Source organism: Gilliamella sp. B3367 (assembly GCF_026536825.1).
Taxonomy (GTDB): Bacteria; Pseudomonadota; Gammaproteobacteria; order Enterobacterales; family Orbaceae; genus Gilliamella; species Gilliamella apicola_E.
Window position 1 is genome coordinate 485,089 of record NZ_JAFNNJ010000002.1, and the last position, 16,852, is coordinate 501,940.

Below are 16,852 nucleotides of genomic sequence, written 5' to 3' on the forward strand. Positions count from 1 at the left end.
ATGAGTTCTATTTAACAAAAATTTCATTATAAAATGATTTGTTGAGTTAAATTTATTCCAATCTTAAAAATATCACTTTTGCCATTTGCAATAAGTTTTACGCGATGAACATTAAGCCATATTATTTTATTTAACTTGATTATTAGTTACTTTTTTATAAAAAAGTCTATACGTAATGCATGACTAGCCATTACGTATAGAACAGAGAAATAAACTTATAATTCTAAATTACCATTTATGTTCTATTCCAATATTTCCTTTATAGCCTTGATGCTTGGTACTTCCAAAATCATGTTCATAACGAGCATCACCATAAAGAAAATTATCTTTGCCTAATTCCGTTTTTATACCAACCCCCAATTCTCCCCAAGTAGTTGCATAATTTTCACGTAAACTATCTTTACCTATTGTGACATGAGTTGGCTTAATAAAGTCATGCCAAACATTACCAATTGCATAAATCGACATTATTTGTCGATCTGCTGCTTGATTATTATGGTCTACTCGTACACCTATTCTACCACGCAATTGATCCTGATTATTCTGATCGACTTGACGATATTTATCTTTAAAACTATCCAAATTAAGATATTGATAAACAAGTTGAGCTTGAGGTTCAATTAGCCATTGGCTTGAATCAAGTTGACTAAAGTTGAAGGCATGTCCGGCTTCTGCTGAAACAGCTACACCAAACCCATTTTGATGGATAGAACGGGCTTCTTTTCGTGCATCATATTTATTGCGGATTGAAGAGAACTGTCCAACTAAATCTAAATAACTGTTATTAGCAGAAAAATAGGTATTAGTTAACCCAAGGCTAAATGCTTCCGAAGTACCTTTTCCGGTTTTTTTGTTATGAGAAATTAAACCATTAACCGCTCGATATTTATCTGAAAAATCAGTATTAGCTTTAGTATATGAAAGATAAGCACCTGTATAATTGTGGCTTCCATCTTCGAATAAATTGCTTACCAGATCATGGCCAAGTTGTAATCCATAAACGTCAGTTTCTAAATTCAACCGTTTTTTTCCGTCTGATTTAAGATGTTTGCCTAATATTCTTCCCCAAGTTTCACTTAAATGTTCATCGCAAGTACTACAATTAGCTAAGTTAAAGTTAGCATATTCGCCTCTACGTTCATGCAAAGTTCCAATACTTAATAATCCTTGTTCTTGGTTTACTCGTGGCATTGATACATAGCCAGAAACTGCATTTGAATAGATCACCTTTTTAGGTTTTTCTGGTTCAACGGGTTTGACTGGTTCGAATGGGTCGATTGGGTGATCAGGATTACTTGCCTTCATAGTCCAATAGTATTCATCACCATTAGTTGTTTGACGTTTTGCCAACTGAACTTCTGTTGCTCCTGTCGTTTGTGCCTCACCAGTAAAATTGCTTTCTGAGCTTGAAGTTCCTACATTAATAACAGGAATACTATTCAATATTGCAGCAACTTGCTTTATGTTACCATCAATAAAATTTTGAGCTCCATTTGCATTAACAGGAATAACTTTAGTAACACCACTGGCAGCTCCAGTAATTTTTAGAAAGTCTGATTGTGAAGTATTATTATTCCATAACGTATTCATCTTAACTATTGCATTATTTGATGCCGAATAATTACCTTGAATAGTTAAACTATCATTATATTTTCCATGAGAATGATTATCCAAACTAATAATACCACCATCACTAATAACATTACCTTGTAAAACAAACTCATTTGCGCCCGCATCATCAAATGCAGCATTAAGTAACGCACCATTTGATAAGGTTAAATTATCAAATAAAGCAGTTTTACTGGTATCATTTACTTTCAAATTCCAAGTAAAACCATTATTTAAGTTTAAGTTGAGTGTAGGCGTTTTATTGGCATCTAAAACTTCACCCTCTTCAGTTTTAACCAAACCTTTATAAACCAGCCCAGTCATACTTCCCTTTTCAGAAGCATTAAAGGTAACTGATGACGCTTGATAATCATCATGACTTTGTTCTGTTCCAGTTTGATCATAGGTATTTGAGAAGAACTGATAACCAGATGCGGTATAATTTCCACTCACGTTAAGAATATAACCCGCATCATTTGCTGTTAGATCAGTTTTATCACCGGTAAAAGATAATACAGTATCGACTTGACCTTGATCGACAAAAATTAAATCTTTGCGACCAACAGAACCACTGATAACCGGGTCAGCACTTGTACCATTCGTAGTAAATATTGCATTTTTAAAGCTTGCACTTACACCATGTGATGCAGCCTGTTCAAATACACCACTTGAATTAGCATCATCATGAGTCCCGATTTCAAGTGCATAACCATTTGTTTTGATGATTGTTGAACTATCGTCATAATCTGCTTTTAATAAAGAATTGCGAACCATCTTAATACCAGAACCATTTAAAGCATTTGTTGTATCAATATTAAGTTCACCATGAGATTCTAAAATACCAGCACCTTCACCTGTATTACGCGTCTTTCCTAATTTGACACCCACACTATCCCAGTTCAATGATGAACTATCGCTACCTTTATTCAACACTATGCTATTTTTAGCGCCTTTTAAAATCACTATTGGTGTTAATTGACCATCAGCACCAGTATCATTCGCTCCACCATGATTGGTTGCATTACCCGATACATAAATACCGATGGCGCGATTACCAGTCAAAGTCATATCCAAATCATCATTAACAATAACTCGCCCTGCAGAACCTTGACCATTATTGTCATATGCACCTTGAATAGCACGAATACCATTATTTAATATTGGAGAGGTTTTACCACCTGATGTTGTTTGGTTGATCGTCAGTTTATCAACTGTGACTGTGCTATATTTACCATTATAGGCGTTTCTCTCACCGGCATTTGCAGCTGAACCGGTTAATATCCCATAAGCAGCCACACCACCACTAGAGTTACGACCACGTGTATAGTTATCAGTTATATTTAATACAACATCTTTAGCAGTGATATCGACATTGTGATAAGTCGTAAGCCCCATCACATTACCATCATTCTTTATAGTAAAATTTAAATTGCCCGCTTTAATTGAGCCACCGGAAACACCATAAGTATATTGGTTACCTAAGCCAGTATAATCGGCACTGACATTTGCAGTAAGGGTCGTATCACCCACATTTAGTTGTTCATGCAATTTACTTCTAGTTAAAATATAAAAACCAGCATTACCACTTTGCGTTGCAGTAGCAGCATTTATATTATTACAACTAGGAGCGTCTTGGCCTACTAAATAAGATCCATCAGGATTTGGTGCACAATCTAACGCAAATAAAGAGGTTGAGGCTGATAAAATTGAAACAGTTATCGCTACTTTACTAACACGTCGTGCCAATTCAGAACAAACTATGCTAGTACCAGTTAGAAAATTAAATTTTGTTTGGTATATTTGATTCATAATTCTTTCCTTATAGACTCTAACATTGAACTTTTTTTACAACAGTGTTTGTTTTTGATTTGTGGTAACCAAAAAAGCAGAGATTATTTTTTAGAACTTTTTTACAAACAGATTTCAATAAGAAAGATTCATTCCGTCCAAATGGGCAAAAGAAAGATAAAAGCCATAATTGTTTACTTTCATCTTTCTTATTACATTGAACAAAATTCACATAACTTTTCGTTTTGTTTAGATATTCCCGTTCCTCATCTTTAGTTAAATATGCCCAATTGAGATAACCGAGTGGTCGATTATTTTTAATGAGTAAAATAAAATTCCTAGACTGAATAGTAGGCAGTAAAGTTTCCAATGCTGAACTTATGGCAACATTTCTATAATTGGAATTCCTGTTCCATAACCAAACCATGGCGCCTAATACTTCGGCTTCATTCCATGAAGTATCATGATAAATGCTGGGTGCAATGACTCTAATGGAGTCCTGATTAAGACAATTCATTCCGTTATACCTTTAGTATTTTTAATTAAAAATAATATTGAAAATAAAACTTATCTTTCTTAAAACTTAGGAATATAAAAACAGCTTTGCTTAATCTTTAAACAGGTAATGAAATGGACAAATAATTAACAAATTGATTAAATTAGGGAGATATAGACCATGTATAGTCATATAGCTTGAATAAATTAATCAAAAAGAACTTTATAATGTATAGAATTGGAACAAAAAACAGCGCTAAATAATGTATAACTTACATCATCCTTAACTAATTTCGTCACTTTATGTGATTGGACTTATCGGACAGATAAAAAATGAGAGGTCTGTGAAAAACCTCTCATAAATTTAAACATAAATATTAATTATTTACTAGCTATTTTTTTCTTGCGCGGATTGAATAGCGGTTAATGCAATTGTATAAACAATATCATCAACCAACGCACCACGAGATAAATCATTAACAGGCTTACGCATACCTTGTAACATAGGTCCAATTGAAACAAGATCAGCTGAACGTTGTACAGCTTTGTAAGTTGTATTACCAGTATTTAAATCAGGGAATATAAACACCGTCGCTTTACCTGCAACTTTAGAATTTGGCGCTTTTGATTTCGCAACATCAGGCATAACCGCAGCATCATATTGTAAAGGACCATCAATCATTAAATCTGGGCGTTTTTCTTGAGCAATACGTGTTGCTTCTTTCACTTTTTCAACATCAGCACCTTGACCTGAACTACCGGTTGAGTAAGAGATCATCGCCACACGTGGTTCAATACCAAAAGCAATAGCAGTATCAGCAGATTGAATAGCAATTTCAGCAAGTTCTTGCGCATTTGGATCTGGATTAATAGCGCAATCCCCATAGATATAAACTTGATCAGGCATTAACATAAAGAACACCGATGAAACAAGCGAACTACCTGGAGCAGTCTTGATTAATTGTAGCGGAGGGCGAATAGTATTGGCCGTAGTATGAACAGCACCAGAGACTAAACCATCAACCTCATTTGCTTCAAGCATCATTGTACCAAGCACAACATTATCAGCTAATTGCTCACGCGCAATAACTTCAGTCATACCTTTGTTTTTACGTAATTCAACTAAACGAGGTACATATTTATCACGAATGCGTTCTGGGTCAACAATTTCAACACCTGCACCTAAAGTAACACCTTGCGACGCAGCCACTTTACGGACTTCATCAGGATTACCAATTAACACACACTTAGCAATATGACGCTCTGCACAAATTGCAGCTGCTTTAATTGTTCTCGGCTCATCCCCTTCTGGTAACACCACCACTTTTTTCGCATTACGTGCAAGCTCAGTTAATTGATAACGGAATGCTGGAGGAGATAATCGACGAGCAGAACTAACCACTTCATTCAGTGATTTAATCCAACTTGGATCAATGTGATCGGCAACAAAATTCTGAGTATTATCCATACGTTCTTTATCATCGACCGGGATTTCTAAATTGAATTGCTGTAAATTGATAGAAGTTTGGAATGTATTGGTTTTAACAGTAAATACTGGTAATCCTGTATCAAAAGCAGGTTGACACAATTTATAGATTTTTTCATCAATATCATAGCCACCAGTCAATAATACACCACCAATAGCAACACCATTCATGGCAGCTAAACAGATTGTTACTAAAACATCAGCACGATCAGCTGAAGTAACTAATAACGCGTTCGGTTGAAGGTGATTAATGATATTTGGAACGCTACGAGAACAGAAAGAAACATGTTTAATTCGACGATTTTTAATACCGCCTTCATTAATGATTTTAGCTTGTAAATGATTAGCAATGTCATATGTACGACAAGAACTTAAATCGATGTTCCAAGGAATACAGCCAAGTACAGGTAATGGGCTATGCTCGCTTAAATCATTAATTGTAATTTTCTTACCATCAAATTTAGGTGTATGATAAATTTCAACAACATCTGGACGAGCGAGATTTTGTTCTTCTACTGGTGCATTGACTTTGTTAACAATCACACCAATAATTTTATCATTTTTGATGCCACCAAAATTAGAGCGAGCAATCTCAATGCGTTCTTTTAACTGCTCTGGATCATCTTTACCCATATTAACCACAAAAATAATCTCAGCGCCTAAAGTCTTCGCGATGTTATTATTTAGCTCATTAGCAAATGGATAATCAATAGTTGGTACAATACCTTCAACTAAAACAACATCAGCACCTTTAGTATTTTCTGCATATAGTGCAACGATTTCTTCCATCAAAACATCTTGTTGATTCAAACCTAATAAGTTTTCAACATAACTCATTTTTAAAGGTTTCAAAGTTGGAATCGATGTATTATTACTAACTAAAGTCGTTGTATTATCAGGCGCATCACCACCTGCTCTTGGTTGGGCAACTGGTTTAAATACATTTAAGTTAATACCTTGACGTTCCATTGCTCGAATAACACCAAGACTTACACCCGTTAATCCAACATTGGTACCAGTTGGAATCAGCATAATGGTACGAGACATAATAAGTTTCCTCTTAATTCTTTATTAAATCCAAAAACAAACCGCCTTAACGGCGGTTTTAAAGTGCTTAAGCTGTTAAGCGTGCTGCATCTTGTGCGATGACAAGTTCTTCATTGGTAGGAATAACCATTGCAATAGCAGAACCATCTTTAGTGATCACACCACCGTTACCAAAACGTGCAGCTAAATTGCGTTCTTTATCAATCTCAAAACCAAGTATACTTAATTTTTCTAAAGTTTTACGACGAATACATTCAGCATTTTCACCAATACCACCAGTAAACACGATTGCATCTAAACGGCCGTCTAACAACATCGCATAACCACCAATGTATTTGACTAAACGGTGAACAAATACTTCTAAAGCATTTTTAGCATTTTCGTCTTTATCTGCATTATCTGTTACATAACGGCAATCGCTACTTACACCAGTTAAACCTAATAATCCTGATTTTTTATTTAATAAATTATTAATATCAGCAACTGACATATTTAAATTGTCATGTAAAAAGAACATGATAGCAGGATCGATATCACCACTTCGTGTCCCCATAACTAAACCTTCAAGTGGTGTTAAGCCCATAGAAGTTTCAATACTTTTACCGTTTTTCACAGCAGTGATTGAAGCACCATTACCTAAGTGGCATGTAATCACATTCGTTTGATCAACAGGTTTATTTAATAATCTTGCAGCTTCTCGGCTGACATAATAATGACTAGTACCATGAGCACCATAACGGCGAACACCGTACTTAGTATATAATTCATTAGGAATTGCATATAAATATGCTTCTTTAGGCATTGTAGTATGGAAAGCTGTATCAAATACTGCAACATTTTTATTTTTTAAATGAGGAAATGCAATAAAAGCTTCGCGAATACCAATTAAATGTGCTGGATTATGTAAAGGCGCAAAAGCAGAAGCTTCTTCAATACCTTGTAAAACGGAATCATCAATCACAACTGATTGGGTATACTTCTCACCACCATGAACAATACGGTGCCCAATTGATTTTATGCTGTCTAATAATTCTGGTTTTTGTGGAAAAATGTTATTAACAATGAATTTAATCGCTTCGCTATGTGCTGCACCAGCTCCTAAAGAAGCTTCTTGCTTTTCACCATCTAATTTCCATTTGATACGAGCATCAGGAAGGTGAAAACATTCAGCTAAACCAGATAAAAACTCATCACCATTTTCAGGGTTAATAATAGCAAATTTTAAAGATGAACTTCCACAATTCAGAACGAGAGCGTTATTACTTGATGACATAGTAATTCCTATAAATTGAATAAAAGATTTTTACCAATCAATATTGGCAACTCTACACATTAATCAATGTGTTATATAAGGCGACTTCTGATATCTTGAAATTTGAGATAAAATAAAGAGAGCCCCCCAATTTGAATGGCACTATTTTAAGACAATAAAATGTGAATGTCGAGGAATCCAAAACAGATGAACTTAGTTAAAATTTTTAAGGCAGGTCAAATATATATGGATATTTGCCCAAAAGATAAAGCCCTATCCTATTCATTTCCTGAATTAAAAATTATTAACTACATCAAAGTTGCAAAAAAAATTTTACCGCCAATCATCATCGGCTTAATTCTTTGGCAATATTATTTACCCGCGCAATTAGCGGTAACAGCAATCACAATTCTATTTGCCTTAAGTTTACCTATTCAAGGGATCTTGTGGTTAGGATATCGGTCTCAATCGCCATTACCGCTCAACTTAATTGACAGCTACAACCGAATCAAGTTGCAATTAATTGAAAAAAAGATATTAAGTCCGAATAAAAATCCAAATGAAAAATTAACTTTTGAATCGTTAATGAAACTAATAAACTTATCTAAAATTCATTTAGGTAATTATTTTGGGCAAAATGACTGCAACCAACCATAAGGATATATCTATGCAAAAATTTTTGGAAAAATTGAAAAATCAAATAAACGAGCTTGAACAGCAGTTGAACTTATCCGAACAACAAAGCTATCAAGAGCATTATTTTGATGAGCATCTGTTTAACACCAGTAAAATTGAAACCAACAATCAATTCTATTTAGATAAAGTAAAGCAAACCTATCTAGCACTTTGTGATGCAGTACTTTCAGAAAAACGCATACAAATCGAATTTTTATCAGAAAGACTTATAAACCAAATTACCGCCCTAACACGTGAGCTTGCCACAGTACATTTACGTAAACAAACTACTGGCCATATTATTACAGAAACATTAGCTGAAAAACATTCAAGACATTTAGATTATTTACGACGATTACAAGAGATGAAATATGAGCTCGAACTCTCTTTAGAGTCAATAGAACACACCAAAATCGCTACCCTTGATAATCGAATATACCGCTGCGAACAAGCTATTAAAAGGATTGAATTAGACATGGAAAATAGTTTCATTGAATAATAGTTTCATAGATAATCATAAATTTCTGAATATTTGATGATCAACGATTACCTAGCTTAAAATAATGTCTTAACAAAACACGCCTAAATATAGCGTATATGTAAATTCACATTTCAATACTATGGTAAGATCCTAGCTCTAAAAAGGATACTAGCTAGTCAAAATAAAGGCCCTTATATCAAAAATGCATATGAATATAATTAATAATTAGTATCATCTTTTCAGTTCAATCTATAATATAGTCATCAACATTAATTAATTACTTGCCACCACTTTTGAATCTAAGAATAAACTAATAAGGACTTTTTCCATGAGTAAGATATTTGATGATAACTCACAAACCATCGGCCATACTCCCCTAGTTCGATTAAAACATTTTGGGAATGGTAATATATTAGCTAAAGTCGAATCTCGTAATCCAAGTTTCAGCGTCAAATGCCGAATTGCATCAAATATGATTTGGGATGCCGAAAAACGTGGTTTACTTAACCCTGACGTCGAACTTATAGAGCCAACTAGTGGTAATACTGGTATCGCATTAGCTGCTGTTGCCGCTGCTCGTGGTTATAAATTAACCTTAACCATGCCAGAAAGCATGAGCATTGAACGCCGCAAACTTCTAAAAGCGTTAGGTGCAAACCTTGTATTAACTGAAGCTGCCAAGGGAATGAAAGGTGCGATTGAAAAAGCAGAAGAAATCGTTGCTAGTAATCCAAAACACAATATTATGCTCCAACAATTTAGCAATCCCGCCAATCCAGAAATTCATGAAAAAACCACAGGACCAGAAATTTGGCTTGATACAGATGGTAAAATCGACATTTTCGTTGCAGGAGTGGGAACTGGTGGAACGTTTACTGGTGTAACAAAATACATCAAAAAAGTTCAAGGAAAAAACATTACGGCTGTCGCAGTTGAGCCAACTACCTCACCTGTAATTACACAAGCACTTGCCGGCGAACCCATCAAACCTGGCCCACATAAAATTCAAGGTATCGGAGCTGGTTTTATTCCTGGAAATTTAGATTTGAGTTTGATTGATTTGGTCGAAAAAGTATCTAACGAAGAAGCAATCGAAACAGCTCGCATTATAATGGAAAAAGAAGGTATCTTAGCAGGGATTTCATCAGGTGCTGCAGTATTTGCAGCTGATCGTTTGGCTCGACTACCAGAAAATGCGAATAAAACCATCGTGGTAATATTACCCTCTTCAGGTGAACGTTACCTTAGTACTGATTTATTTAGTGGTATTTTCACTGAGAAAGAACTTGGTTAATTATCCTATAAGCGCAAAACACCGCCTATTGGCGGTGTTTGATTAAAAATCGGATAATTCAAATTAAATAAATCAAATTAATTATCTTGAACAATACCAAAATGTCGATAAGCATGTGGTGTTGCAATCCGTCCTCTTGGTGTTCTTTGGATATAACCTTGCTGAATTAAAAACGGCTCTAACACATCTTCAATCGTTTCACGTTCCTCACCAATTGCTGCAGCAATATTATCTAATCCTACTGGACCACCCATGAATTTTTCGATGATGGCAAGAAGTAACTTACGATCCATATAGTCAAAGCCTTCATTATCCACATCTAACATATCTAAAGCTTGAGTAGCAATACGCTCATCAATAACACCTTTGGATTTAACATCCGCATAATCTCTCACACGTCGCAATAAACGATTAGCAATACGAGGCGTTCCGCGTGAACGCTTAGCTATTAAAAATGCCCCCTCTTTGGAAAGATCTAAACCTAAAAACTTAGCACTACGACTAACGATATACTCCAAATCCTCAACACGGTAAAACTCAAGGCGTTGCACAATCCCAAAACGATCGCGTAATGGCGATGTTAACGAACCCGCTCGAGTAGTGGCGCCAATAAGCGTAAAGGGCGGAAGATCGATTTTAATTGAACGTGCGGCTGGACCTTCACCAATCATAATATCGAGCTGATAATCTTCCATAGCAGGATATAATATTTCTTCAACGACAGGAGATAATCGATGGATTTCATCAATAAACAGCACATCATTAGGCTCGAGATTGGTTAACATTGCAGCCAGATCACCTGCTTTTTCCAACACTGGGCCAGAGGTAGTGCGCAAATTAACATTCATTTCATTAGCAACAATATTAGCTAAAGTGGTTTTACCAAGACCAGGAGGACCAAAAATTAAAACATGATCAAGCGCATCACTACGTTGCTTGGCTGCCTGAATAAAGATTTTCATCTGCTCACGCACTTGAGGTTGACCAATATACTCATCCAAATATTTAGGACGAATAGCCCGATCTAACGACTCTTCTTCTTTTTGAGCCTGTGGCGCAATTAAACGATCCGCTTCAATCATCATCGTTCCCTATTTTCTTTATAATGCTGACTTTAATGCTTCACGTATTAGCATTTCACAATCCATGTCTGGCTTAATGACTTTACTAATAATACGACTTGCTTCTTGTGGTTTATAACCCAAAGCGATAAGTGCCGAAACGGCTTCACCTTCAATCTGACTTGAGGATTTTTTAAGACTTCCAGTCTCAACAGTTACGTTTACATTAGCTAAGTCTTCACCAAACCGTTTAACTCGATCCTTCATTTCGACAATCAATCGTTCAGCCGTTTTAGTGCCCACGCCAGGTAATTTAACTAACGTCTTGATTTCACCTTGCTCAACTGCACTAATAAATTGCCCTGCTGACATTCCTGATAAAATTGCTAACGCTAATTTGGGACCAACACCATTCACTTTAATCAACTCACGAAACAATTCACGCTCTTGTTCATGATTAAAGCCATACAGCACTTGAGCATCTTCACGAACGGCAAAATGAGTTAACACAATCACTTCTTTACCATTATCAGGTAATTCATAAAAACAGGTCATTGGCATAAACACTTCATAGCCAACACCACCAACTTCAATTAACACTTTGGGTGGTTGCTTTTCAATAATGATTCCACGTAAACGACCTATCACAATATATCCTTAATAAATAATGTCAATTAAACAACGTTGATCAATCAGTATTAAACGAAAACTCTCGTTCAACATCAGCCTAATTATTATGATCAAAATTGAATTTGAATTAAAAAAACAATTGTGAGTTAGTTTACCTGATAGGAGAAAATTAATAAAGACAAACTGTATAAATAAACAGTCAGTAGACAAAAATATTGCCGACAAAAGTCAGCAATATCAGAAAAATAGAGTTAAAGATTCAAATTAGAATGGCATTTTAAAACCAGGTGGTAATTGCATTCCACCAGTAACTTGAGCCATACGCTCTTTTTGAGCTTCTTCCAAACGGCGAGTAGCATCATTATAGGCTGCAGCGATAAGATCTTCTAACATCTCCTTATCATCTTCGGTTAATAAAGACGGATCGATATCAACGCGTTTACAACTATGTGCACCATTTACAGTAACTTTAACGATACCCGCGCCAGACTCTCCAGTAACCTCTAATTTAGCAATCTCTTCCTGAGCTTGCTGCATTTTTGCTTGCATTTGTTGGGCTTGTTTCATCAAATTGCCCAAACCACCTTTTCCACCTGGAAACATAATTATTCCTCATTAAAAACATTTAGTCTGTAATTATACAGGACGAATACTCGATTCATCAATCTTGGCATCAAAATATTGACAAATCGTCTCAACTTTAGGATCTTGATGTATTGTTTGTTTAGCTTGTTCAAGCTTCTGCTGATATAAATCTTCACGTAATTCTAATGGCGTTTTTATATCCTTACTATCATCAATCACAACCTCTAAATTAAGTGTTTTTTGACGATAAGCTGACATCGCAGTTCGTAGCTTAATACAATTTGCCGACGACTTAGTTAAATGCTCAACAGCCGAACGCGTATGCAAAATTACACTATTATCATCGACTATTTCAGGATACGAATTAACCGCAATCTGTTTAATTAGCGGTGCAATCTCCAATTTTTCAATTTCCGCACTCCAAGCATCTTTTTCGACCATCTCTTCAATCAATTTTTTTGTCATCTCTGGAGTTTTATCAACCTTAAGTGACTCCCTAACTGACTTCGCATCAATCACCGGCTCATTCTTAGACTCAAACAGTCCAGTCGATTGCCATTGATAATTTTCTGCTGTAATTTCCTCTTCGTCGTCCTCTACAACCTCATCCACCACGGCACTATTAACTTCTGTCTTAGTAGCCTGTTTAACACGGCTCGAGTTAACTAAATCGCTTGATGGTTGATTGGCACCAACCGGTTCAGACTTTTTTGAACTTTGTTCCTCCATTAACTGCATTCGCATCTCTAAAATATTTTTAGTGATAGACGAAGCATCATCTGGAAGCGATATAGAATGGGCTGGCATCGAATTATTAGCTTGATGCACAGGAGAAACATTATTATCAGCTAATGATGATTGTGACTGTGCCGTTGATTGAACTGATGACTTAGCTGCATCCTTCTTTACTGGAATCGGTGGCACAGAAGCTGATGTTGCAGATTCAACTTTTGGCGGATTAGACTTTGGGACAGGTGGATGTCCTACAGCTGAAGGATTAGTGGTTGAAACCGGTTGAGAAATCGAATCAACATCTTTTGGCATAAAGGCTAACGCACGTAAAAAGCTCATCTCCACGCCCATTTTCTTGTCAGGTACAAGTGCGAGTTCTTTTCGACCCATCAATAAAATTTGATAAAACAATTGCACATCATTTGGCGAAATGTATTGAGCTAAAAAGCGCAATTGCTCCTCACTATCGGCATAATCACCTAAGGCTGTAGGTACTACTTGTAATAAAGCAATTTGATGTAACAAAGAAATGCTTTCAGCTAATAAATTATCCCAATCCGCTCCTTGCATTGCCGCCAATTCAATTTGTTGCATTAACGCATTACCATCGCCTTGGTAAAGTGCATTAACTAACGCAAAAGGAATAGCCTTATCTAATGTTCCAAGCATTGATGCAACTGATACGGCATCGACTTTACCATTACCTAGCGCAATAGCCTGATCGGTTAAACTTAACGCATCTCGCATACTTCCATTGGCTGCTTTGGCTAATAAATGAATAGCTTTTGGCTCACTTTCAATATGCTCTAATTGTAAAATGTGATTTAACTGATCACCAATTAAAGATGTATCAAGCACATTTAAATGCAAATGCAAACAGCGAGACAAAATAGTAATAGGTAATTTTTGAGGATCGGTTGTCGCTAACAAAAATTTAACATGTTCAGGTGGTTCTTCCAAAGTTTTTAATAATGCATTAAAACTGTTGCGAGACAACATATGCACTTCATCGATCAAGTAAACTTTAAAACGCCCTTTAGTTGGCAAATATTGGATATTATCTAGAATTTCACGCGTATCTTCGACTTTAGTTCGTGATGCAGCATCAATTTCTAACAAATCAACAAAACGACCTTGCTCAATTTCACGACAATTATCACAAACACCACAAGGTGTTGCAGTGATACCACTTTCACAATTCAAGCCTTTAGCTAACAAACGAGCAATCGACGTTTTTCCTACACCTCGTGTACCAGAAAACAGATAAGCATGATGCACCCGCCCAAGAGAGAGGGCATTAGATAAAATTTTCAACACATGTTGTTGCCCTACTACCTCAGAAAACGACTTTGGTCGCCACTTACGTGCTAAAACTTGATAACTCATAATCACCATTACTTATTACGATTAAATTTTGCTAATCATATCATAAAGAGCCAAATTAGTCTTTAAGATGCCACTTTTCGAATTAATAATAGACCTTAATTAATTTATAAACAAATTAGATTATAAAAACGCAATTTTAAGTAAAACATATAATAATTAGCGTCATATTACAGGATTTTTTTGCTCAAAAACCCCGTTCCTCAACTTTTTTTCAATGAATAAATTGATTTAAATTTTAACTCACAGCGTTATATATTTTTAATTACAAAGTCATTAATCTCATCCAAAAACAGATTGCCGTATTTCTCCAATTTAATTTTACCAACACCTGACACATTAATAAGTTGTGTCTTACTTTCAGGCATCGTTTGCACCATTTCAAGTAAGGTTGCATCACTAAATACAATATAAGGAGCGATATCTTCCATATCGGCAATCTCTTTACGTAATCGTCTAAGATTATTAAATAAAATTCGCTCTTCATAAGATAGAATAGTCGTTAAATTAATTGATCGAGCATAACGATTTAAACGACTCTTCTTAACAATTTCTAATCGTGGTTTTGCTAACTTTAACTGCACCTCACCTTTCAATATTGCCCGTGCGTTTTCAGTCAATTGCAAAGTATTAAAATTGGAAATATTTTGCCGCAAATAACCTAAAAAAATTAACTGTCTTATTACACTAAGCCAATAATCAGCGTTATGCTCTTTACCAATTCCATAAACTGAAAGCTTATCATGTCGATTATCTTTAATTTGTGAACGCCCCGAACCACGTAAAATATCCACTATGTATTGGGCACCATAGCGCTGCTCAACCCGATAAACACAAGACAAAACTTTTTGCGCATCAATCAACGCATCATATTGCTTAGGTGGATAAAGGCAAATATCACAGTTATTGCAAGGCTCAGTTCTATGTTCACCAAAATAATTTAACAACACAATACGGCGACACGTCATACATTGCGCAAATGACTCCATCGCCTGAATCTTATGAAGCTCCACTTGCTTCTGATCGTTATCATACTTTTCAATGATTTGCTGCTTATACCAACTTAAATCATTACTTTTAAACAATAGCATCGCTTCTGCAGGAACACCATCGCGCCCAGCACGACCTGTTTCTTGATAATAAGCCTCAATTGAACGCGGACAATCTGCATGAACAACAAACCGAACATTTGGCTTATTAATCCCCATTCCAAAAGCAACTGTTGCCACAATAATTTGTGTATTATCCTTTAAAAAACTCTCCTGAGCGCTTTGCCGTTCGCTTGTAGACAATCCAGCATGATAAGCGATAGCCGAAAACCCTCTTGCCACAAGCCTTGTTGTCATGTCCTCAACTTTAGAACGGCTAGAACAATAAATAATCCCGCTATTCCCTTTTTGCGTTTCAATAAACGACACAACTTGTTCAGTAAGATTAAACTTTTCTACCACGGTATAGCGAATATTCGGCCTATCAAAACTACGAACCACAAACAACGGATCAACTAAATTGAGCTGATTAAGAATATCCCTCTGTGTCATCTCATCGGCAGTGGCTGTAAGCGCGATAATTGGTACATCAGGAAAACGTTTTGATAACTGGTTTAATTGGCGATAATCAGGTCTAAAGTCATGCCCCCATTGTGAAATACAATGCGCCTCATCGATCGCAATTAAAGAAGGAGGATGCTGATCCAGTAACGCGCCAAAAGATGATACTGTCAAGCGCTCGGGGGAAATATACAACAATTTAATTGAATGGTTTAAATACTGGTTGATAACATCTTGTTGTTCGATACCTGATTGAGTTGCATTTAAAAATGCAGCAGGAATACCATTCACCAACAATTGATCGACCTGATCTTTCATTAATGAAATAAGTGGCGAAATGACTATAGCTGTGCCTGGTAATACGACCGCTGGAATTTGATAACAAAGCGACTTACCGCCACCGGTAGGGATAACGGCCAAAACATCACGCCCGTCAATCACTGATTCAATAATATCTTTTTGTTGATTCCTAAACGACTTATAACCAAAAATATTATGTAGAACATCTTCAATCTGATCTTTAAACGACATAACAACCTGAACCAGTAATAACTTAACGACGCTGTGGAGTATAGCTAATTTAGCACTAACAAACCACCGAGAACATGCATTTACCTATAAACAATATAAAAAACAGAATCCATATCGAACTGTTAAATGAATTAGTGAAAATAAAAAGTACAAAAATGTGACAAATATCTGAATTTTCAATCTTGGTTTTGCCTATTTTATCACCAATCTAGTTCAAAAGATTAAAAAAACAGCTATTTTTAATTATTTTACTT

The 16,852-nt window shown here is 35.7% G+C and carries 12 protein-coding genes; 3 read left to right on the forward strand and 9 right to left on the reverse strand.

Annotated elements, in window-relative coordinates:
- Positions 1–228: 228 nt before the first annotated feature.
- The 4 genes from J3U23_RS05275 to J3U23_RS05290 all read right to left on the reverse strand — a co-directional run bounded on the left by J3U23_RS05275 (position 229) and on the right by J3U23_RS05290 (position 7,697).
- Positions 229–3,417, reverse strand: coding sequence for an autotransporter outer membrane beta-barrel domain-containing protein (locus J3U23_RS05275; protein WP_267338691.1), 3,189 nt, complete (start codon positions 3,415–3,417; stop codon positions 229–231).
- A 19-nt stretch (positions 3,418–3,436) separates the two neighbouring features.
- Positions 3,437–3,913 carry a toxin-activating lysine-acyltransferase gene (locus tag J3U23_RS05280; protein WP_267338692.1) on the reverse strand — a complete coding sequence of 159 codons (477 nt, stop codon included), beginning with the start codon at positions 3,911–3,913 and terminating at the stop codon, positions 3,437–3,439.
- A 366-nt stretch (positions 3,914–4,279) separates the two neighbouring features.
- Positions 4,280–6,424 carry a phosphate acetyltransferase gene (gene pta, locus J3U23_RS05285; RefSeq protein ID WP_065734033.1) on the reverse strand — a complete coding sequence of 715 codons (2,145 nt, stop codon included), beginning with the start codon at positions 6,422–6,424 and terminating at the stop codon, positions 4,280–4,282.
- A gap of 67 nt (positions 6,425–6,491) precedes the next feature.
- The gene (locus J3U23_RS05290; protein ID WP_267338693.1) at positions 6,492–7,697 is read right to left on the reverse strand and encodes an acetate kinase; all 1,206 of its coding nucleotides are present in this window, start codon (positions 7,695–7,697) and stop codon (positions 6,492–6,494) included.
- 186 nt (positions 7,698–7,883) lie between these two features.
- Here J3U23_RS05290 and yfbV point away from each other — a divergent pair, with 186 nt between their 5' ends.
- The 3 genes from yfbV (at position 7,884) to cysK (ending at position 10,126) form a co-directional block, all read left to right on the forward strand.
- Positions 7,884–8,333, forward strand: coding sequence for a terminus macrodomain insulation protein YfbV (yfbV, locus tag J3U23_RS05295; protein WP_267338694.1), 450 nt, complete (start codon positions 7,884–7,886; stop codon positions 8,331–8,333).
- Between the two features lie 10 nt (positions 8,334–8,343).
- Positions 8,344–8,850: a primosomal replication protein PriC gene (priC, locus tag J3U23_RS05300; RefSeq protein ID WP_267338695.1), complete on the forward strand. Its 507-nt coding sequence runs from the start codon at positions 8,344–8,346 to the stop codon at positions 8,848–8,850.
- Between the two features lie 310 nt (positions 8,851–9,160).
- Positions 9,161–10,126 (forward strand): cysteine synthase A, encoded by a 966-nt coding sequence (gene cysK, locus J3U23_RS05305; protein WP_065563046.1) that lies wholly within the window; start codon positions 9,161–9,163, stop codon positions 10,124–10,126.
- Positions 10,127–10,203: 77 nt separating this feature from the next.
- Here cysK and ruvB read toward each other — a convergent pair whose 3' ends face one another.
- The 5 genes from ruvB to recQ form a co-directional block, all read right to left on the reverse strand.
- Complete coding sequence (gene ruvB / locus J3U23_RS05310; RefSeq protein ID WP_267338696.1) at positions 10,204–11,208, reverse strand: Holliday junction branch migration DNA helicase RuvB; 1,005 nt, start codon at positions 11,206–11,208, stop codon at positions 10,204–10,206.
- 18 nt (positions 11,209–11,226) lie between these two features.
- Positions 11,227–11,835, reverse strand: a complete 609-nt coding sequence (ruvA, locus tag J3U23_RS05315; protein ID WP_267338697.1) for a Holliday junction branch migration protein RuvA — start codon at positions 11,833–11,835, stop codon at positions 11,227–11,229.
- A 246-nt stretch (positions 11,836–12,081) separates the two neighbouring features.
- Positions 12,082–12,420 carry a YbaB/EbfC family nucleoid-associated protein gene (locus J3U23_RS05320; protein ID WP_065563043.1) on the reverse strand — a complete coding sequence of 113 codons (339 nt, stop codon included), beginning with the start codon at positions 12,418–12,420 and terminating at the stop codon, positions 12,082–12,084.
- Between the two features lie 33 nt (positions 12,421–12,453).
- A complete protein-coding gene (dnaX, locus tag J3U23_RS05325; RefSeq protein ID WP_267338698.1) occupies positions 12,454–14,520 on the reverse strand; it encodes a DNA polymerase III subunit gamma/tau in 2,067 nt (688 codons plus the stop codon).
- Between the two features lie 248 nt (positions 14,521–14,768).
- Complete coding sequence (gene recQ / locus J3U23_RS05330; RefSeq protein WP_267338700.1) at positions 14,769–16,598, reverse strand: DNA helicase RecQ; 1,830 nt, start codon at positions 16,596–16,598, stop codon at positions 14,769–14,771.
- Between the last annotated feature and the right edge of the window lie 254 nt (positions 16,599–16,852).